We start from the raw sequence: 20,325 nt of genomic DNA on the forward strand, positions 1-20,325 counted from the left end.
AAAATCGGATAGCTTATTTCATTTTAAGAAACTTGTTCTGCATTCGTTTCTCTATGCTGTATATGGCTCGTGATCCAAGCAATTCCACCGGCAACAACGAGATAACATAACAATATTAAAATTTGCATTTGTAATTGCGACCAATCTCCTAAAGAAATAACATCTTGTAATCCTCTAAGAGAATGAGACATTGGGAGAAACTGTCCAATTTTGCTAAGAACAGCTATGTTTAATTCTCCTGGGAAAGTACCTCCGCTCGTCGCTAATTGCAGGACAAGAAGCGTTACCGCTAAGAATTTTCCAACAAGACCAAATACTGTTACTAACATAAGAATAAATGTCATGAACGTAAAGGAAATAACAATACTTGATAAAACAAAAAGTGGCACACTTGCAACTTCTAATTTCATAACTCCTAGCACAACTACATCTACGAGTAGCGCTTGAATGAGTCCAATTAAATATACCAATCCTAGTTTATTGATAAAATGTACCGTTCCGCTTACCTTCATGTTTTGTCTGCGGCCAAGAGGTAAAATATTCGATGCCATAATTCCGCCAACATAAAATGCAAGTGATAAGAAATATGGTGCAATGCCTGAGCCGTAGTTAGGAACGTCAGAAACTGTTGACTTCACTAACTGAACTGGCTCTGAGAACATCGTATTGCGTGCATCATCATTACGAACATCCGCTATCTTCTCTGCGCCCTCTCCTAATTTCGTAGAAAGTTCTTTCGCACCATCATCAAGTTTAACAAGTCCATTTGTTAATTTACTAGCACCGTTATTCAGCTCCGTTCCACCACTCGCAAGCTGGTTTACACCTTCTTGCAATGATGTAAATCCATTTCCCCACTTCGTAAATCCATCAGCCAAATTCGATGCACCATCTGCTATCTTTTTCGTTCCAGCAGTAGCTTCATTTAACTTAACTCCGAATGTATTCATGCCTTCTTCAATCTTATGTTGACCATCAGTTAGCTTCTTCGCACCTTGTGTCAATTGTTGTTGGCTATTATTTAAAGTACTTGTTGCTTTAGCTAGTCCATTAGACGTAGCAACAATTTTTTGAAAAGCGGGATCTTGCTGCACTTCTGGATGATTTTTCACGTACTCTTCTAATTGTTGTTTTACACTATTTGCCGCATTGTCCGCTTTCGCTTGCCCTTCAGCAAGTTTTTCATTTCCATTCACCCATTCATTTGTACCAGCACTTAATTCACTAACTCCTGATTGTAACGTTTTTTCACCTTGTGCTAATAACTCCATACCACTATGAAGTGATGTCGCTCCTTGACTCAGCTCATTTGCTCCCCCCGTTAAGGCAGATTGGCTAGACGCAAGCTTGTCACTTCCTTCTTTCAATTTCGATGTCCCGTCACTTAAACGATCAATACCATTCGCAAGCTGATTCGCTCCATTTTTTGCATCGGTCGTTCCTTCATGTAACTTCTCAGCACCATTACTTGCATCACTCAACCCTTGTGCCAAATCTTGAAACTTTGAAAAAACACCTTCTGTATATGATTTCGTAATACTGTTTGAGATTTTTGTTTTCATATTTTCAACAGCTGTCGTTCCAATTTGAGCCGCTACAAAGTTTTTACCTGGATTTACTTTGTACTGCAACTTTGCTGGCTCTGGTTTCTCATTCATAAGTGTACTTACCTTTTTAGAGAAATCTTCCGGAATCGTAACAACCATATAATATTTATCTTCTTTTAACCCTTCATCCGCATTTTTTTCTGATACGAAATGAAAAGCCAATTCCTTATTTTCTTTTAAATTTTTAACAAAATCGTCTCCTACATGAATTGTTTTTTCATCCATCGCAGCGCCCTTATCTAAATTCACAACCGCAACAGGTAATTTATCTAATTTTCCGTACGGATCCCAATATCCAGCTAAAAAGAATCCTGAATAAATTAACGGAACGATTAATAAAAAAATTAAAGCGATACGTCCATGTTTATGGTGCCACATCGCTTTCCAATCTTTAAATATAAGTTTAATTCCCTTCATGAAACATACTCCTCTTCTAATTTAACACCCTTCGAATGGTTTAACAGATTTACTATACACGTCACTTTACATACTGTATAATACATCTTTAATTATTAATTCATTCCTTTTGGTCTATAGAAAGGAGACTCGAAATGGAACTGCTTCAGTTAAAATACTTTCAGACAGTTGCACGACTAGAACACATGACAAAGGCAGCTGAAGAATTACATATCGCGCAACCTTCACTCAGCAAAACAATCGCTAGACTCGAAAAGGATTTAGGAGTCCCTTTATTTGATCGCCAAGGCCGACAGATTACTTTAAATTCTTTCGGAAAAGTATTTTTAAAACGAGTAGAACGTATTTTTCATGAATTAAGCGAAGGGCAGCGAGAAATTAAAGATTTAGCCGAATTACAACAAAGCTCTATTACGCTGGCCGTTTCTATTCCGAGAATATTACCAGAACTACTTGGCTCTTTTTTACTAGAACATCGTAACGTTCGATTCCAACAATTTCTTGCATCCACTCCTTCTATGAAACGACAACTAGATAATATAGAAATTGACTTTTGTATCTCCTCTGTGCCAATTGAAGGTGAGGAGATTGTTTGGGAACCACTTATTACAGAAGAAATTTTCTTAGTCGTCCCTTCAGGCCATCGTTTATCAGGCCGAGAAAATATCCACCTGCATGAAGTAAAAAACGAACCGTTTATTAGTATGAACACTGGCTATGGATTTCGACACTTAACGGATGGATTTTGCAAAGAAGCTGGTTTCACTCCGCATATTGCTTTTGAAGTAGATGAACCGACCGTGATTAGCGACCTCATTAAGCAAGGTCTCGGCATCGCTTTTGTTCCAAGTTTAACTTTATTAAAAAACTCTACTTTAGCATCAAGCAAGTTGCGTATTATTGAACCCAATTGTCAGCGAACCATCGGATTAAGTTGGTCAAAAAAACGCTACTTATCAAAAACAGCTCAGCAATTCCGTGAATTCGTGATTGATTACTTCTCCAACATTAGGACGTAAAATTATATCAACAAATAAAAGTTGCCACCCTCATATGGTGGCAACTTTTATTGTTCACTCTTTTTTAGTTCCATTTCAGCTAAAAGTGGTAGTACATTATCAAAAATATGCGTATTATTATTTTCACCTGTTACATATCCACCGTAATATCTACTAAATACGTTATCATTTCGGAATGTGGCCATCTGATCATACAATTCTTTCGCAAACTTTTTATCACCTGTTTGTAGTACGTACAAAATCGTTAATCCGTATGCGGCTGGCGATTCATAATTCACAGTTTGTTTTCCCGTTTCTAAATTGTAACGACCGTATAGCTTTCCATCCTCCTGGAATTTCTTCTTTATAAATTCCAAATAAGCAGTTGATGAAAGACCACCTAAACTTCGATGATATGCAACGTATGATTGGTCAATAAGATTCACTTCTTTATCGTACGTAAATGTACCATCTTCTTTATACTCTTTCGGGAATGCCCAGCCATGCCTTGGATAGTCCGCTAAAAATTGAACGACTTCCTGATATTGCTGAGCAGAAACTTTGTCGTACTTCTTCATATAGGAGAATGCACGTGGATTTATGTATGATGTTGTTACAAAATTATTTTGTTTCCCTGCATCTGCATCATAATAATCAACATAATAATTATCTTTTTTATTATAACGAAGTACAGCATCACTTAATTGATCGGCAAGGTTTTTATAACGCTCTTCCTTATACATTTCATAAGCACGATATAATTGTTCTATAATACGAAGATCATCTATAAGTGCATTTGTAGCTGACTGCCTCTCTCCCTTTTCAGAGAGTTTCCATAAAACGATATGATTCTTATATACGAAATTATCTTGAATAACCTTTACTTGCTCATCAAATAACGCCTGATCATCTTTATCAAGTGTATATTGTAACCATAATCCCGCTGATTCTGATAAAGCTTCACGTCCCTTTGCTTCACCCGTACCTGCCTTAGTATCTACTAAACGGTACGTGGCAAGCGTTCCATTGTCATTCACCATATGTCTTAAAATAAAATTTTCTGTACGGTTTCCTTGTAAAGCTGACCAAAATACAATTCCACCTAAAGCGATCAAGAAGATAATTCCAATCCCTATATATAAACGTTTCCGCAATCTTTTCACCTCCCTAGTAAGGCTAACCTTAATTTTATCAGAACATACATAAATTTAAAAAAGACAATCCACTAGATTGTCTCCCCCATTTCTATCCCTCGTAAACCTCTTTAGAAGGTTTATATAGCGATTGTACAAGCCGATCATATTCACGACGTGTAATCTCTTTATTATATAGCTTCAATAATAAATCTCTATGCTCTTTTGAAAATGCCATCTTTTTAATGACTTCAGGATACATAAAACACCCTCTCCATTTCACATAAACTTCTTCTTTTTAAAAAATAGAACTTATGTTCGCATAAAAGATTATAAAAGATTCCTGTAAAAAAAACAAACAAAACATGAGAAACTATTTATTTCTTTCTATTCAAAATATTACAACATTATATTATCATATTCACTTTTTAAATACATATATATTTTTGGTAGTTTTTTTGAATAAATCTTCCAATTCAATCAGAAAATAATGGCAAAAAAGAAGAGGAGTTTACATATGGATACGGTAACATTAGCAAGAGCATTTTTTGGTTCTTCATTAGCATTCCACATTATTTTTGCAACACTTGGCGTCGGACTTTCATTGATGATTTTTATAAGCGAAATACTCTATCACTGGAAGAAAGACTCCGACTATGCCATTATGGCGAAAAGATGGACAAAGGCGTTTGCTATTCTTCTCGGTGTAGCAATTCCAACTGGAACAATTGTTGGTGTGCAAATCTCACTTCTTTGGCCTGGTTTCGCCAAAATTGTTGGGCAAGTTATTTCTGTTCCCTTCCAAATTGAGATTTTCGCCTTCTTTTTGGAGGCTTTATTCATGTCGATTTACGTATATGCAGCTGATAAACTTCCTCCATTTATGAGATTAATCTCGCTATTTTTCGTCATGCTTGGTGCCACGGCATCCGCCGTGCTTATTACATCAGCAAATACATGGATGAATACACCAGCAGGCTTTTCAATGAATCCAGATGGATCTGTTTTTAACGTTGATCCGTGGAAAGCTTTCTTTAATCCAAGTTTTGGCACAAGTGCATTTCATGTCGTTATTACGGCTTATGCAACCGGTGCGGCTGTCATTGCTTCTATTGCTGGATTTAAATTATTGAAGAAAAATTTAAGTACACGTGAAATTGCTTATCATAAAAAAGGGCTGCTATTAGGGCTTGTCGTTACATTTATTACAGGCGCTACGATGTGGCTTTCAGGACATGAATCAGCGATTGCCTTACATAAACACTCACCTGAAAAACTTGCATCTGCTGAAGCTTTATTTGAAACGACATCACACGCACCGCTATCCATTGGCGGAGTTGTGGATCCTAATACACTTGAACTAAACTATGCACTTGAAATTCCAAACATGCTTAGCTTATTAGTGGGACTAGACCCTAGCACTGTCGTAAAAGGACTAAACGAATTCCCACAAGAAACATGGCCACCATTTTATACACATACACTATTCAACTTAATGGTAGGAACTGCTGCGTTTACCTTTGCTGTTGCAACAATTGCACTCTTATATTGGTATTTCGTGTACCGAAAAAAGGGAACAGAACTACCGAAGTGGCTACTTTGGGGGGCTGCCGCATGCGGACCAATTATGATGCTCGGTATTGAATTCGGATGGATTTTCAGTTGTAGCGGTCGTCAACCATGGACAATTTATGGTATGCAACGTACCGTCGATGCATCTACACGCGCCGATTTCGTCGGTCCTTTATTTGTTTTGTTCATCATTTTGTATATTGGACTCGCTATTTTAACAGTCATTGTTCTACGGACATTCTTTAGAAGACATCCATTAAAGAATGATTTACAACACCAAGGAGGCGATTCTCATGTATGAGGAAAGTATTGCAATCATCATCTTATGGGCCCTTATTTTCGTATACAGTATACTAGGGTCCATTGATTTTGGCGCTGGTTTTTGGGGCATGGTATACGCAAAACATCCGACGCTCGCTGCTAAACTTGCGAATCGATACTTATCACCAACTTGGGAAGTAACAAATACGTTTCTCGTTTTCGTCGTTGTCGCATTTCTCGGCTTCTTTCCGAAAGCGGCCTTTACTCTTGCGACAGTAATGTTCGTACCAGTTATGTTAATTTTAGTGCTCATTGCAGTACGTAGTACATTTATGGTATTTGCTTACTCCTTGCCAAAATATCAATACCTTCTTCGGGTTATTTCAGGTATTACTGGTCTATTAATTCCAGCACTATTAATTACCGTTTTACCCGTTACAGAGGGAGCCTATATTACAATGTCTGAAGGAAAGGAAGTACTCCTATATGGAAAACTTCTTTCTAGCCCAGTTATCTACTGTTATATGCTCTTCGGACTAACTTCTGAACTATTTCTCTCCTCTCTCTTTCTTGCTGATTTTTCGAGAGAACAAAGTTCAGAAGATACGTATAGAATTTATAGAAGAAATGCTATCATCCTTGGTCCTGCAACGCTCGTTACGGCAATTATTGCCCTCGTTGTAATGGATCCAGAAACACATTGGCTTATGCAAGGATTAATAAAGCAATTCCCATGGTTTACAGTTTCTATTGTTTTATTCGTTATCGGATACTCGTCCCTTTGGTGGACAAACAAAAAGTACAATACACTAGGATACCCTCGCATTGCCGTTTTAGCTGTCGTCGCTCAATATGCATTTGCAAGCTATGCTTACGGGGTCGCGCATTTACCGTATATTATTTATCCTGACGTAACGGTATTTACAAGCTTTACAACGAAAGAAACGTTCTATGCACTGCTCATTCTATACGCAATTGGGATTGCAATTTTATTACCAGGATTTATTTTCTTCTGGAACTTATTCTTGAAAGATCGTACTTTTTTGAAAGAAAAATAATATAGCATTGGAGTCTGTTCCAAAAGGCATTTTGGGATGGGCTCCTTTTTTCATGTTTTGTCGATAAGTCGATATATTTTAAAAATCGCTGATATATTTTGAGTTGCGCCGATATATTTCAATAATCGCTGATATATTTTAACTTGCGCCGATATATCTCAATAATCGCCCATATAAATTTCATTTACTATCTTACTGCCCCAATAATTTATAGACTCCTCTCATAATAGTTATTTCACTATTCGTGACACTTGTCCTTTAGCTTGAAAAACACATATTCACTTCATCTCGTTATACGTCTAGTTCTTCTTATTTTTTGCTGAATATACTACCAATATAAACTTGAGACAAGCTACATCTGTTTAAGGGAAAATAGAAAGGTAGGCAAAATATGAGCATTGAAATATGGATTACTATTATTGTATTCTTCTTAACAATGATTGTTATCTTTTGGCGGCCTCGAGGTTTAAATGAGGCGTGGCCAGCAGCAATTGGAGCTGGTATCATCATAATTACTGGACTTGTATCAAAACCAGACATCATGGATATTATAAGTAAAATTGGCGGTGCTGCCATAACAATATTAGCAACTATTGTTATGGCAGTTATATTAGAAAGCTTCGGCTTCTTCCATTGGTCCGCAGCGAAACTAGCAAATTTAGCAAAGGGTTCTGGGCACCGCTTATACTGGTATATTCAATTATTATGTTTTCTTATGACTCTTTTATTTAATAACGACGGTAGTATTTTAATTACAACTCCCATTTTAATTCTTCTTCTAAAAAACCTTCAATTAAAACCACATCAACAAATTCCTTATTTATTAAGTGGTGCTTTAATCGCTACGGCATCTAGTGCACCAATTGGTGTAAGTAATATCGTAAATTTAATCGCATTAAATATCGTTAATATGACTCTTTATATGCATACTGCTATGATGTTTGTACCTGCAACATTAGGCTTATTATTTATGTCATGGCTCATGTATACAGTTTTGAAGAAAAAACTTCCGAAAAAATTGCCTGTTTCTTCATATGATATTGAAGAAATTTTCTTCACGAAAAACTTCCATCCACTAAAAGGAAATAATTCTGTTGATACGAAACAAAAACGGACAAGATTCATGTTAAAAGTATTAGGTTTCGTCTTCCTTATGCGCTGTCTTCTATTCGTTGCATCCTTCTTATCCATCCCAATTGAAATCGTTGCGGTACTTGGTTCACTCGTTCTGCTCATTTGGAGATGGTACTACTTACGAACAAATCCTGTCGACATTTTGAAAAAGACACCGTGGCACATTTTAATTTTCGCCTTCTCTATGTACGTCATTATTTACGGACTACACAACGCAGGATTAACAGCTGCACTTGTACAATGGCTCGAGCCAGTTGTGAATCAGCATCTACTCTATGCTAGCTTTGCAATGGGCGGACTTGTATCCATCCTCTCTAACGTCTTCAATAACCATCCTGCCCTTATGATTGGTACAATCACATTAACAGAAATGGGACTAGATCCAGTCACATTAAAAACTATCTATCTTGCAAACATCATTGGTAGTGACATCGGTTCACTATTACTACCAATTGGTACGCTAGCTTCACTCATTTGGATGTATATTCTGAAACAAAACAAAATTAAAGTAAAATGGAAAGACTATTTAAGTGTATCCCTTATCGTTATCCCGCTCACAACAGTCGTCACACTATTCCTCTTATTCTACTGGGTACATCTCTTCTTCGCCTTATAAACAACAGAAGCCCCATTTGCTACCGTCTTAGCAAATGGGGCTTCTTCTATAATAAAGTTAGGTACTATAGTGTGATCAATCAAGTAAAGAGGTGTAACATGTTATTGATATAAATGACTACCAGCTTCTTTAAATTCTTCTGCTTTCTCTTTCATTCCTTTTTCAATTGCTTCTGTCGTTTCTAAATCATTTTCTTTTGCATATTCACGAATATCATGTGAAATTCTCATACTACAAAACTTCGGTCCACACATTGAACAGAAGTGAGCTGTCTTTGCCCCTTCTGCAGGCAACGTTTCATCGTGATATTCCATCGCACGTTCAGGATCTAAAGATAAATTAAATTGATCGCGCCAACGGAATTCGAAGCGTGCTTTTGAAAGTGCATCATCACGCTGATGAGCCGTTTTATGTCCTTTCGCAAGATCAGCCGCATGCGCTGCAATTTTGTACGTAATAACACCCGTGCGTACATCATCTTTGTTTGGCAAACCTAAATGTTCTTTCGGCGTTACATAACAAAGCATCGCTGTTCCAAACCAGCCAATCATCGCAGCTCCAATTGCAGATGTAATATGGTCATAACCTGGTGCAATATCTGTCGTTAGTGGCCCAAGTGTGTAAAACGGCGCGCCCTGACAAATATCAAGCTCTTTCTCCATATTCTCTTTAATTAAGTGCATCGGTACGTGTCCAGGTCCTTCAATCATAACTTGCACATCATGTTTCCAAGCAATTTTGGTTAATTCACCAAGTGTTTCAAGCTCAGAAAACTGTGCTTCGTCATTGGCATCTGCAATAGACCCTGGACGTAATCCATCTCCAAGAGAGAACGAAACATCGTACTGCTTCATAATTTCACAAATCTCTTCAAAGTGAGTATATAGGAAGTTTTCTTTATGATGGAATAAACACCACTGTGCCATAATCGAACCACCGCGCGAAACGATACCTGTCGTACGCTTTGCCGTGATTGGAATATAACGAAGCAATACACCAGCGTGAATCGTAAAGTAATCAACGCCTTGCTCCGCCTGCTCAATTAACGTATCACGATATACTTCCCACGTTAAATCTTCTGCAATTCCGTTTACTTTTTCCAGCGCTTGATAGATCGGTACAGTTCCAACTGGTACAGGCGCGTTACGAATAATCCACTCACGCGTCGTATGAATATTTTTACCTGTAGATAAATCCATAATCGTATCCGCACCCCAGCGCGTTGCCCATGTCATCTTCTCTACTTCTTCTGCAATCGAAGAAGATACAGCTGAGTTTCCGATATTCGCGTTTACCTTCACATGAAAATTACGCCCGATGATCATCGGTTCAGCTTCTGGATGATTAATATTCGCTGGTAAAATAGCGCGGCCTTCTGCGATTTCCTTACGAACAAACTCCGGCTCTACCCCTTCACGAATCGCAACATATTCCATCTCAGACGTAATAATGCCATTACGTGCATAGTGCATTTGCGTAACGTTTGCACCTTGCTTTGCTCTAAGCGGCTGGCGATCCATTTGCGGGAAAACAGGTGTATGCTTCGAAGCTACTTTCACACCGTCATCCTCTGGTTTCACTTCACGCCCTTCGTATGCTTCTACATCACCACGCCCCATAATCCAAGAGTGGCGCGGCGTTGGAATTCCTTTTTCCAACTCGACCTTATACGCAGGATCTGTATAAGGACCGCTCGTATCATACACACGGATTGGTGGATTTGGAACGCCATTCGTTTCGCTTTGTTCAATCTCACGCATCGGCACTTTCATACCTTCTCGTGGTCCATCCACATATACTTTCTTACTCCCTGGTAAACTCGACTTCAATTCAATTTGCTCAGCTGAAACAGATTGTTTCATAATTTTTGTTGCCCCCCTGTTCGTGACAAGGACAAGATATGGCCAGCGCATGCCAAAATAAAAAGAGCCAGGTCCATAAAAAAATAAGGACCTGGCTCATAAAGACATCATTATGTAAAGCCGTTAACTTCCCTACGCTGGTACGAGCCAGATCAGGTCCAAAGGGTTAAGAAGTTCACGCGCTTCTCTCTCAGCCTACGCATACGTTAGGCACCCCTAGTTTATCACTGATTTAATTTTCAATACTTTCCCATCATACACGATAATCTGAAAAATGAAAAGTTTATTTCTTTTGCACTTTACGGAATCATCCAAGTTAAATAATATGCCTGAACATAAGTCATAATCCCCACAATTATGACGAAGAACAAGCTATGTTTCACTGTAAAACGGAACAAATCCGATTCTTTTCCAGCAAGACCAACCGCCGCACAAGCGATCGCAATCGACTGCGGGGAAATCATTTTCCCTGTTACACCGCCTGTTGTATTTGCTGCAACGAGAAGCACTTCAGATACGCCGACTTGCTGTGCTGTAATGGCTTGTAAATTTGAGAACAGTGCATTCGCAGACGTATCAGACCCTGTTAAGAATACGCCAATCCAGCCTAAGAATGGTGAGAAGAACGGGAATAGTCCGCCAGTTCCGGCTAATGCTAACGCTAACGTAGAAGATAGACCAGAATAGTTTGCGATAAATGCAAACCCTAGTACAAATCCGATAGATAGAATTGGCATTTTTAATTCGCTTAACGTTTCTTTAAATGTCACTGCTGCATCTTTTACATTCATTTTCAAAATAAACATGGAAATGATACAAGCAATTAAAATCGCTGTTCCAGTTGCCGATAATACATCAAACTTCAGAATTGCCTCGTAAGGCGTTGGTTTATTTACAATTGGCTCTGCTTTCATTACTAAATTATGCAGACCTGGAATTTCAAACTTAAATACAAGACTTTCTAAAGCCCCTCCTGGAGCGAATAATGCCTTAAAGAAACTTTGGCTCCAAATGACTACCATAACCGTTAATACGATAAATGGGGACCATGCCTTCACTACTTTTCCAAACGTTAATTTTGGCATCGATGCTACTGTCGTTGTTGCTGCTACTTCACTATTTGCTTGCCCAGATTGATAAGTTTCTTTCGGCTGCCAAACTTTTAAGAACAGCGCTAAACTAATTAAACTTACAAGTGCCGATGTAATATCCGGAAGTTCCGGTCCTAAAAATGTCGCTGTAATGAACTGCGTAATCGCAAATGAACTACCCGCTACAAGTAACGCAGGCCACGTTTGTCTTATCCCTTTAAATCCATCCATTAAAAATACGATAAAGAATGGAACAAATAATGATAGGAACGGTAATTGATGCCCAGCCATTTGTCCAATTTTATGTGGATCAATACCTGTTACTTGTCCAGCAACTGTAATCGGAATTCCCATCGCTCCGAACGCCACTGGTGCAGTATTTGCAATCAAACAAAGACCTGCTGCGTATAAAGGATTTAACCCAAGACCCGCAAGAAGCGCTGCTGTAATCGCTACTGGTGCCCCAAATCCTGCCGCTCCTTCTAAAAATGCTCCAAATGAAAATCCAATTAAAATAACGAGTAGACGATGATCGTTCGTAATCGATAATACCGATGCACGAATCACATCAAATTGACCTGTTTTCACAGAAATTTTATATAAAAATACGGACATAATGATAATCCAAGCAATTGGCCATAACCCGTACAAAAAACCGTACCCGGTTGCTGCCATTGCCATCGTGAACGGCATTTTATAAGCGAATAACGCTACTAAAACTGTAAGTACAACTGTAATAAATCCTGCCACATACCCCTTCATGCGGAAAACTGCTAAAGCTAAGAAAAAAAAGATAATCGGAATAAGTGCGACCGCTGCCGAAATCCAAATGTTTCCGAATGGATCATAAACTTGTGTCCATGTGTTCATTGTTCTCTCCCCCTAAAGAATCCCCTTTTAAATAGAATAACCTCATCAATAGACTATCAGGTCATCATACCTTTAAACCTAAAATAAAAAAACGTTTAAGAAAACGTTTTCAACAACTTTCATTTATACTGTACCATAACAATTTCTATTAAAAAAGATTTTTTTGAAAATTTTATTATTTAATAGAAAATCTTACAAAATCGTCACGTTCTTGTAATGTTCATCGATAGGAAGTTTGCCAAAATTATTGCATAATAATAGTATAACAACAGAAATTATTCATGAGGTGATATATATGAACGGAAATAAAATATTAGCTGCGTTATCATACTTTAGTGTACTATTTGCCCCTATCTTATTCCCTATTATCGTTTGGATTGTGGGAGACGCTGAAACAAAACCACATGCAAAACGTGCTCTATGGACACACATCATTCCAAGTATCGCTACATTCATTGGCGTAACTATTCTAGGAATTATGGGCCTTGGATCTGATCAACCAGATGTAACACTTGGAATTGGATCAATGATTGTCTTAGCTATTTGCGGAATCATCAGCTTATACTACTTCATCTGGAACATTGTAAAAGGAATTAAAGTGCTGAAAGCTTAATTTTAAACAAATGTTTGTTTAAAAAGGGCCCCTTGCAATTTGCAAGGGGCCCTTTTCCTAATTCGTTCACTTTATCTTCTGCGTTTCTTCTTTTTTCTCATCATTTTCTTTCGGCGCGTATTCACTTTATCCGCTATAATGTGGAGCGTACTTGCCACAACAATTCCCATTAAGAACGTTACAATTTCAACCTCATGCTTCTTCACAATTTCTATTAAATTACCATCCAGTGCGATTACATTTAATAGTAACAAAAATGGAGAAAAGACGATTAACATGTACGCAATACGAATTACATCACCAAGTATAATCGTATGTGTAAAGAAAGATCGATGCGGCATTACTTTCTTATAAGGATACCAAAATATACGTAAGAAACCCCATTTGTTATAAGCATTACTGTACGTATCTAAATCTGGTGTTAAAAATGAAGTACCTACTAAAAAACCAATCGCAAAAGTTAATAAAAAATCAAAATTTGTTAATCCATACGAAAAGAGCAAAAACAAAACAACCGGAAGGGATATTAAGTTTATTTTCGTATGCGTTCTTCCTGATGGCATAATGCACTTCCTCGCTTACGTTCGTCCTGTCACCTTATGACAGGTTTCACCTATTGACCTAATTTCTGATCGATAAATGTTGTGTCTATATCCGAACCAAACCATTCTGCCAACTTCACTCGTGCCTTATCTTTCACATCTTCATTGACGTATAACGACACCTGTATTAGTGCGGCCGTTAACGCCCCCAAATCATCCGTATAGCCAATTCCAGCAATGAAATCTGGAATCGCATCAATCGGTGCAATAAAATAAGCAAGTGCTCCAATTACAATAATTTTCACTCGTTTTGGAACATCGGGTCTTTGCAAAACGTAAAACAGTAATAAACTTGCATAAATGACCGATTGCCCTGCTTGCTTTGCAACATGTTTTCCTTTCTTCCAAAACGCTTCAACTGAAAATTTTTGTTTCATGTAAAAAGCCTCCCTATTTTTAAAAAGAAATAAGCTACAATATGTTATCAGTAAAAGTTCATGGAAATTACACAAAACCTATCAATGAACTTTTATTGTAACAAACAAACCAAAAAAGAACAAGTGTTCGTTAATTTTCACACTATTTCCTTCATATAATAGATTTCTAGATAACCCTTACCCATCTTCATTTCTTATTTCTCAACAAAGAAAATTTTCACTTCCACTTAACATTCTGCTCTACCTTTGTTATATTTTCTAGTTGACGGACATATAAACGAATGTTAAAGTTTTCTCTGGTAGTGACAAATCTTATACAAAAAATGTAAAATGTTATAGTGTTTCTCAGAAATGAATTTTGTTGTATAATACAGAAATGACGTTATGCTTATGAGCAACAAAAGAAACCAAAAGGGTATGCATAGTTATAGTCGTATATGGGTGAATATAGAACCTTTAATTATGGCCAAGAAAACTATGTATTTTTTATTTTAGCATTTTTCGCTCCAAAATCGACCAAGCCTGATAGAGAAAGGGTGGAAATGAATGAAAGAAACCTTGAAATCACAATTTCAAAATGTGCGTTTCACTGTATTCGTAGCTTTAGCCTTATGGCTGAAAACTTACCTTATTACACGCACAAGCTTTGATTTAAAACTTGAATCTTTCATGCAAGAATTCATTTTATTCCTTAGCCCATTAGCAGCATCATTACTGCTTGTTGGTCTTGCATTATTTGCAAAAGGGAAAAAACGTAACTATATAGCACTTGGAATTAATTTTGTCTTAACAATCGTTCTTGTTGGTAACGTAATGTTCTACGGATTCTACAATGACTTCGTTACATTACCGGTGCTAGGACAAACATCTAACTTCGGAAGTTTAGGTTCTAGTGTGAAAGAATTATTTAACTACAAAATTATTCTTGCATTTGCAGACATTATCGTTTTCTTCGTTCTATTAAAGAAAATGAAGAACTTTGCACCTACAGAGCGTGTAGCACGCCCGATGCGTTCTCTATACTTCGTATCAACAGTTGCTATCTTCTTCGCAAACTTAGGACTTGCAGAAGCTGAACGCCCAGAACTATTAACACGTTCATTCGACCGCGTTATGCTTGTTAAAAACTTAGGATTATATGTACATCAAGTATACGATCTTGGCTTACAAGCAAAATCAAGTTCACAAAAAGCTTTCGCTGACGGTAGTAAATTACAAGAAACAGAAAACTACGTAAAAACAACACAAAGTAAACCAGATCCAAATATGTTCGGTACTGCAAAAGGGAAAAACGTAATTGTTGTCTCTCTTGAGTCATTACAAACATTCTTAATTGGTGCAACAGTTAACGGACAAGAAGTTACACCATTCTTAAACCAATTTACGAAAGAAAGTTATTACTTTGATAACTTCTTCCATCAAACTGGTCAAGGTAAAACATCTGATGCTGAATTCCTAGTAGATACTTCGTTATATCCACTAGACCGCGGTGCTGTATTCTTTACACACGGTAACAATGAATATACAGCAACTCCAGAAATTTTACGTCAGCAAGGGTATCACACGTCGGTATTCCACGCAAACAACGCAACATTCTGGAACCGTAACATTATGTATCCAGCACTTGGTTATGATCGTTACTACAACGAGCTTGATTACAAGATTACGCCAGAAACAAAATTAAATTGGGGATTAAAAGATATCGAATACTTCGATCAATCTATTGATATGTTAAAACAAGTGAAGCAACCATTCTATACTCGCTTCCTTACTTTAACGAATCATTACCCATTCACTTATGATGACAGTACAAAATTAATCGACGAATATAATTCTGGTGATGGAGTATTTGACCGTTACATGGTAACTGCTCGTTACTTAGACGAAGCAATGAAACACTTTATTGAGCGTCTAAAAGCAGAAGGTATTTACGACAACTCAGTAATCGTATTCTACGGTGACCACTACGGTATTTCTGAAAACCATAACCGTGCAATGGCACAGTTCTTAGGAAAAGAAGAAATCACTGCATTTGACCATATGAACTTACAAAAAACACCGATGTTTATTCACGTTCCAGGTCAAAAAGAAGGTAAAACAATTTCGAAACCAACTGGTGAAATTGACATTAAACCAACTATTCTAAACTTACTTGGTGTAGATTCTACAAATGACGTTCGATTCGGTCATGATGTATTCTCACCTGATAATAAAGGATTCGTTGTTCTTCGTGACGGTAGCTTCGTTACAGATAAATACATGTACACAAACAGTACATTCTACGATCGTGCTACTGGCGAAGTTGTACAATTACCGAAAGAAGAATCTCAACCACTAATTGATCGTGCCCAAAATGAATTGAACATGTCTGATAAAATCATTGAAGGTGACTTACTTCGCTTCTCTGAAAGTAATAAGATCAAAACTGGTGAAGTAAAAACAGTTATTAAAGAAGAAAAGAAGAGCGCTGAGTAATCTCAGCCTCTTTTTTATTTTCTTCCATACAACTACTTATATTCATTAACTTTAAAATTACATAACCTTTACCAAATATTCACATAGTGTTAATGAAGAATCTCTATAATAAAATATGTAAACGAGGTTCTACATATTTCTTATCTCTCATCTTTCGTAAGATCCCTTAAAGAAATGTGTAAATCTTTTGTTTCTACTTTCTTATAATTGTCTTTCAACATGTTTTGTTTCCATACACAAAACATTCAACGAGACAATGTCCCTATGAAAGATAGCTACCCTCCTTGTGCAACATTCCATAAGAATGTTGCTTTTTTTATTTAAAAGCAGGATTCTCATTCTTATTTTCGAATTTGTATATACAAAATGCTGTAAAGTGAAACTTTAATCAGCCCTCACCAATCGGGCAGCTACGGGCAGTTATTCGCCCAATTCACTTCTTTGCTCCACCCGAATTTTTAAGTAGGAGTTTTACTGCCCGTTAATGCGGGGTAAACCATCCTTACTTCTCTATGATTTACAAATACATATACGGTCATATGTAGAGAATTGCTTACATAAAAATTACTATAGTGATTTTTATCTCGCATGAATGAAAGTTTCACGTTACTTACGTACTTATGAAAGGATGGGATGGAAATTGGCATACGAAAAATTTGTACTTTGGAATGATGAAGTTATTGATACAACAAAACAACAAACGTACATAGAACTTGAAGAAAGAGGTTCGCAGTTCGGAGATGGTGTCTATGAGGTTATTCGCCTATATAAAGGGAACTTTCATTTATTAGATCCGCACATAACGAGATTATATCGATCCATGGAAGAAGTAGAATTATCGCTCCCTTTCTCAAAAGCTGAGCTCATCACTTTACTTTACAAATTAATTGAACGAAACCATTTCCACGAAGATGGCACCATTTATTTGCAAGTATCTCGTGGTGTACAAGCTCGCACACATGTATTTTCATATGACAACCCTCCGACAATTTATGCCTATATTACAAAAAAAGAACGACCAGCTTTATGGATTGAATATGGTATACGCGCTATATCAGAACCCGATACTCGATGGCTACGCTGTGACATTAAATCATTAAATTTATTACCAAACGTACTAGCTGCTACGAAAGCTGAACGGAAAGGCTGTAAAGAGGCACTTCTCGTAAGGAACGGTATAGTAACGGAAGGAAGCCATTCCAACTTCTTTTTAATTAAAAACGGAACGCTTTACACACATCCAGCCAATCACCTTATTTTAAATGGCATTATTCGTCAATATGTCCTTTCTTTAGCGAATACTCTTCACATTCCTGTGCAGGAAGAACTTTTCAGCGTTCGTGACGTTTATCAAGCAGATGAATGCTTTTTTACAGGCACAACGATTGAAATTTTACCAATGACCCACCTTGATGGGACCGCGATTCAAGATGGGCAAGTTGGGCCTATCACCAAAAAACTGCAAAAATCTTTTAATCAAATCTTATTACAATCCAATATGTCATCTTCTTAAACACGAATAATTTCTGTCCTTTCATATTCAATATATGCATTTAAATGGAAATCAAGGTGTAATTTTATGCCTTGATTTTTTTCTTGTAATCTTTTTGTCATATTCAGATTCCTATATAAGTCTTGACAGTAATCGACATGCTCTTTAGAATTTTTAACAGTTGGTAAATATTTCTTCACTACATTACAGACAGAAAGGAATCGACAAATTATGAAAAAGTATCTTGCCGGTCTTGCGGCAGTGTCTGTAGCAGGAGGAGCAGCACCTACACTTGATAGTGTTCAAGCTGCACCTGAACAAAATACACAAAAAGCTGCTACAGCTGTCCAAGCTTCTGCATCAAACAGCTCATCTTATAAGGTAAACGCGAGCGTATTACATGTTCGTGCGGGATCAAGCACTTCTCACGACATCATCTCACGCGTTTATAACGGTCAATCACTAAACGTGATTGGCGAAGAAAACGGTTGGTTCAAAATTAACATTAATGGACAAACAGGCTTTGTTAGTGGCGAATTTGTATCAAAAAGTGGCGCAGCAAACAACAATGTAAGTACAGGTGGAAACAATAAAGTTACCGCTGATGTATTACGTGTACGTACAGCTCCTAACACATCTAGTTCTGTTTCTGGGCGTGTATATGAAGGACAAACATTAAACGTAATTGGACAAGAAAATGGTTGGGTGAAAATTAACCATAATGGACAAGTAGGTTATGTAAGTGGCGAATTCGTATCTGGCGTTTCTTCTAATGCAGGTTCTTCAAACAACAATACGAATAATAACAACCAAGAAGTAAAACCAGCAAGCGGAAACTATACAGTAAATGTATCTTCCCTTCGCGTTCGTACAGGTCCTAGCACTTCTCATACAACTGTAGGTTCTGTCAAAAAAGGACAAGTAGTACAAGTTGTTGGCGAAGTTCAAGATTGGTTCAAAATCAATTACGCAGGACAAACTGCTTATGTAAGCAAAGACTACGTAACAAAAGGCGGTTCTAACGAAAACGTTACAGAAGGCAACAAACAAGAGCAAAACAATAATAATGGAACTATTCAAACTGGTGGTTCTTACGTGGTTAACGCTACATCTCTACGTGTTCGTACAGGCCCTGCCGCTTACCATAGTGTAATTGGTGGCGTTTTAAATGGTACAACATTAAACGTAGTTGGATCTGAAAACGGTTGGTTTAAAGTAAATTACCAAGGAAAAACAGGCTTTGTTAGTAGCGAATTTGTAAAATTCGTTAAAGGTGGCACTACTACTCCTGAGCAACCAAAACAACCCGAAAAACCTAACCAAGGTGCAATTGGCGACTACTACATTAATGCTTCTGCACTAAATGTACGTAGCGGCGAAGGTACAAATTATAGAATCATAGGCGCACTTCCACAAGGACAGAAGGTTCAAGTAATCTCTGAAAACTCTGGATGGAGCAAAATTAACTACAACGGTCAAACTGGTTATATCGGAACACGTTACCTGTCTAAAACACCAGTTGGAGGCGCAGTAGATAATAAGCCTAACAATAACCAAAATAACAATCAAAACAATAGCAACAATAATAATACAGGCAACAATAGCGGCGACAGTTCTTCCGTACTTGCATATGCAAAATCAATGCAAGGTGTACCGTACGTTTGGGGCGGAACTTCTGCTAACGGTGTAGACTGCAGTGGCTACATCTACCACGTATTTAAGAAATTTGGTCATAACATTAGCCGCCAAAGTGTTGCAGGATATTGGAGTAGCCTACCAAAAACTTCAAGTCCACAACCTGGTGACTTAATTTATTTCCAAAACACTTATAAATCTGGTCCTTCTCACATGGGTATTTACCTTGGGGGCGGATCATTTATCCAAGCTGGAGATAAAGGTGTCGCGATCGCTTCATTAAGTAACTCTTATTGGAAGAGCCACTTCTTAGGATACACGAAAGCACCTTAATTAATAGTTTCAAAGCCTTCTAGTTTACTAGAAGGCTTTTTTTGCTATGAGTTCAACATATTACTCCCTTTCTCCTACCTTCTCTCTACAAAAATAATGTATCCATTCTTCCATTTCATACACTTTATTCTACAAAAACAATGCATAACGTTATCATAATGTATATATTTTCATAAAAA

General features: G+C 37.4%; 15 protein-coding genes and 1 riboswitch. Of the genes, 8 read left to right on the top strand and 7 right to left on the bottom strand.

The window, feature by feature from the left end:
• Positions 1 to 23: 23 nt before the first annotated feature.
• Positions 24 to 2,024 (bottom strand): YhgE/Pip domain-containing protein, encoded by a 2,001-nt coding sequence (locus tag HMPREF2590_RS22590; protein WP_000676217.1) that lies wholly within the window; start codon positions 2,022 to 2,024, stop codon positions 24 to 26.
• Between the two features lie 134 nt (positions 2,025 to 2,158).
• Between HMPREF2590_RS22590 and HMPREF2590_RS22595 the strand changes: the two genes are divergently transcribed.
• Positions 2,159 to 3,043 carry a LysR family transcriptional regulator gene (locus HMPREF2590_RS22595; RefSeq protein WP_000421942.1) on the top strand — a complete coding sequence of 295 codons (885 nt, stop codon included), beginning with the start codon at positions 2,159 to 2,161 and terminating at the stop codon, positions 3,041 to 3,043.
• Positions 3,044 to 3,090: 47 nt separating this feature from the next.
• On the opposite strand, the gene HMPREF2590_RS22600 is transcribed toward HMPREF2590_RS22595, so the two are convergent.
• Both HMPREF2590_RS22600 and HMPREF2590_RS30470 read right to left on the bottom strand, forming a co-directional pair.
• On the bottom strand, positions 3,091 to 4,176 hold the full coding sequence (locus tag HMPREF2590_RS22600) for a hypothetical protein (RefSeq protein ID WP_001231655.1): 1,086 nt from the start codon (positions 4,174 to 4,176) through the stop codon (positions 3,091 to 3,093).
• A gap of 91 nt (positions 4,177 to 4,267) precedes the next feature.
• Positions 4,268 to 4,417, bottom strand: coding sequence for a hypothetical protein (locus HMPREF2590_RS30470; RefSeq protein ID WP_000283181.1), 150 nt, complete (start codon positions 4,415 to 4,417; stop codon positions 4,268 to 4,270).
• A gap of 255 nt (positions 4,418 to 4,672) precedes the next feature.
• Here HMPREF2590_RS30470 and cydA point away from each other — a divergent pair, with 255 nt between their 5' ends.
• From cydA to HMPREF2590_RS22620, 3 genes are all read left to right on the top strand, one after another.
• Complete coding sequence (gene cydA, locus HMPREF2590_RS22610; RefSeq protein WP_000381987.1) at positions 4,673 to 6,028, top strand: cytochrome ubiquinol oxidase subunit I; 1,356 nt, start codon at positions 4,673 to 4,675, stop codon at positions 6,026 to 6,028.
• The gene (locus tag HMPREF2590_RS22615) at positions 6,021 to 7,046 is read left to right on the top strand and encodes a cytochrome d ubiquinol oxidase subunit II (RefSeq protein WP_000272787.1); all 1,026 of its coding nucleotides are present in this window, start codon (positions 6,021 to 6,023) and stop codon (positions 7,044 to 7,046) included. The genes cydA and HMPREF2590_RS22615 overlap by 8 nt, the downstream gene beginning before the upstream one ends.
• 391 nt (positions 7,047 to 7,437) lie before the next feature.
• A complete protein-coding gene (locus HMPREF2590_RS22620) occupies positions 7,438 to 8,796 on the top strand; it encodes an arsenic transporter (protein ID WP_000021118.1) in 1,359 nt (452 codons plus the stop codon).
• A 101-nt stretch (positions 8,797 to 8,897) separates the two neighbouring features.
• Here the strand turns inward: HMPREF2590_RS22620 and thiC are convergent, their stop codons facing one another.
• The gene (gene thiC, locus HMPREF2590_RS22625; protein WP_000814479.1) at positions 8,898 to 10,658 is read right to left on the bottom strand and encodes a phosphomethylpyrimidine synthase ThiC; all 1,761 of its coding nucleotides are present in this window, start codon (positions 10,656 to 10,658) and stop codon (positions 8,898 to 8,900) included.
• A gap of 112 nt (positions 10,659 to 10,770) precedes the next feature.
• A riboswitch (TPP riboswitch) is annotated at positions 10,771 to 10,886 on the bottom strand.
• A 71-nt stretch (positions 10,887 to 10,957) separates the two neighbouring features.
• Positions 10,958 to 12,619, bottom strand: coding sequence for an L-lactate permease (gene lldP, locus HMPREF2590_RS22630; protein ID WP_001099341.1), 1,662 nt, complete (start codon positions 12,617 to 12,619; stop codon positions 10,958 to 10,960).
• Positions 12,620 to 12,914: 295 nt separating this feature from the next.
• On the opposite strand from lldP, the gene HMPREF2590_RS22635 reads away from it, so the two are divergent.
• Positions 12,915 to 13,232, top strand: coding sequence for a magnetosome magnetite crystal formation protein family (locus HMPREF2590_RS22635; RefSeq protein WP_001014099.1), 318 nt, complete (start codon positions 12,915 to 12,917; stop codon positions 13,230 to 13,232).
• A 71-nt stretch (positions 13,233 to 13,303) separates the two neighbouring features.
• Here the strand turns inward: HMPREF2590_RS22635 and HMPREF2590_RS22640 are convergent, their stop codons facing one another.
• Entirely contained in the window at positions 13,304 to 13,795 is a 492-nt protein-coding gene (locus tag HMPREF2590_RS22640; RefSeq protein ID WP_001139062.1) for a metal-binding protein, read from the bottom strand.
• Positions 13,796 to 13,845: 50 nt separating this feature from the next.
• On the bottom strand, positions 13,846 to 14,211 hold the full coding sequence (locus HMPREF2590_RS22645; RefSeq protein ID WP_000810364.1) for a YkvA family protein: 366 nt from the start codon (positions 14,209 to 14,211) through the stop codon (positions 13,846 to 13,848).
• A 546-nt stretch (positions 14,212 to 14,757) separates the two neighbouring features.
• Between HMPREF2590_RS22645 and HMPREF2590_RS22650 the strand changes: the two genes are divergently transcribed.
• The 3 genes from HMPREF2590_RS22650 (at position 14,758) to HMPREF2590_RS22660 (ending at position 20,146) form a co-directional block, all read left to right on the top strand.
• The gene (locus tag HMPREF2590_RS22650; RefSeq protein ID WP_000665358.1) at positions 14,758 to 16,686 is read left to right on the top strand and encodes an LTA synthase family protein; all 1,929 of its coding nucleotides are present in this window, start codon (positions 14,758 to 14,760) and stop codon (positions 16,684 to 16,686) included.
• A 628-nt stretch (positions 16,687 to 17,314) separates the two neighbouring features.
• Positions 17,315 to 18,199, top strand: a complete 885-nt coding sequence (locus HMPREF2590_RS22655) for a D-amino-acid transaminase (protein ID WP_080014664.1) — start codon at positions 17,315 to 17,317, stop codon at positions 18,197 to 18,199.
• A gap of 210 nt (positions 18,200 to 18,409) precedes the next feature.
• Positions 18,410 to 20,146 carry a C40 family peptidase gene (locus HMPREF2590_RS22660; protein WP_000760245.1) on the top strand — a complete coding sequence of 579 codons (1,737 nt, stop codon included), beginning with the start codon at positions 18,410 to 18,412 and terminating at the stop codon, positions 20,144 to 20,146.
• Positions 20,147 to 20,325 lie beyond the last annotated feature (179 nt).

Source organism: Bacillus sp. HMSC036E02, from assembly GCF_001836235.1.
GTDB lineage: Bacteria > Bacillota > Bacilli > Bacillales > Bacillaceae_G > Bacillus_A > Bacillus_A cereus.

Bases quoted from the DNA above. Each gene is read 5' to 3' on its own strand.
- HMPREF2590_RS22590 (WP_000676217.1), bottom strand. From the start codon at position 2,024: ATGAAGGGAATTAAACTTATATTTAAAGATTGGAAAGCGATGTGGCAC.
- HMPREF2590_RS22595 (WP_000421942.1), top strand. From the start codon at position 2,159: ATGGAACTGCTTCAGTTAAAATACTTTCAGACAGTTGCACGACTAGAA.
- HMPREF2590_RS30470 (WP_000283181.1), bottom strand. From the start codon at position 4,417: ATGTATCCTGAAGTCATTAAAAAGATGGCATTTTCAAAAGAGCATAGA.
- cydA (WP_000381987.1), top strand. From the start codon at position 4,673: ATGGATACGGTAACATTAGCAAGAGCATTTTTTGGTTCTTCATTAGCA.
- HMPREF2590_RS22615 (WP_000272787.1), top strand. From the start codon at position 6,021: ATGTATGAGGAAAGTATTGCAATCATCATCTTATGGGCCCTTATTTTC.
- HMPREF2590_RS22620 (WP_000021118.1), top strand. From the start codon at position 7,438: ATGAGCATTGAAATATGGATTACTATTATTGTATTCTTCTTAACAATG.
- thiC (WP_000814479.1), bottom strand. From the start codon at position 10,658: ATGAAACAATCTGTTTCAGCTGAGCAAATTGAATTGAAGTCGAGTTTA.
- lldP (WP_001099341.1), bottom strand. From the start codon at position 12,619: ATGAACACATGGACACAAGTTTATGATCCATTCGGAAACATTTGGATT.
- HMPREF2590_RS22635 (WP_001014099.1), top strand. From the start codon at position 12,915: ATGAACGGAAATAAAATATTAGCTGCGTTATCATACTTTAGTGTACTA.
- HMPREF2590_RS22640 (WP_001139062.1), bottom strand. From the start codon at position 13,795: ATGCCATCAGGAAGAACGCATACGAAAATAAACTTAATATCCCTTCCG.
- HMPREF2590_RS22645 (WP_000810364.1), bottom strand. From the start codon at position 14,211: ATGAAACAAAAATTTTCAGTTGAAGCGTTTTGGAAGAAAGGAAAACAT.
- HMPREF2590_RS22650 (WP_000665358.1), top strand. From the start codon at position 14,758: ATGAAAGAAACCTTGAAATCACAATTTCAAAATGTGCGTTTCACTGTA.
- HMPREF2590_RS22655 (WP_080014664.1), top strand. From the start codon at position 17,315: ATGGGATGGAAATTGGCATACGAAAAATTTGTACTTTGGAATGATGAA.
- HMPREF2590_RS22660 (WP_000760245.1), top strand. From the start codon at position 18,410: ATGAAAAAGTATCTTGCCGGTCTTGCGGCAGTGTCTGTAGCAGGAGGA.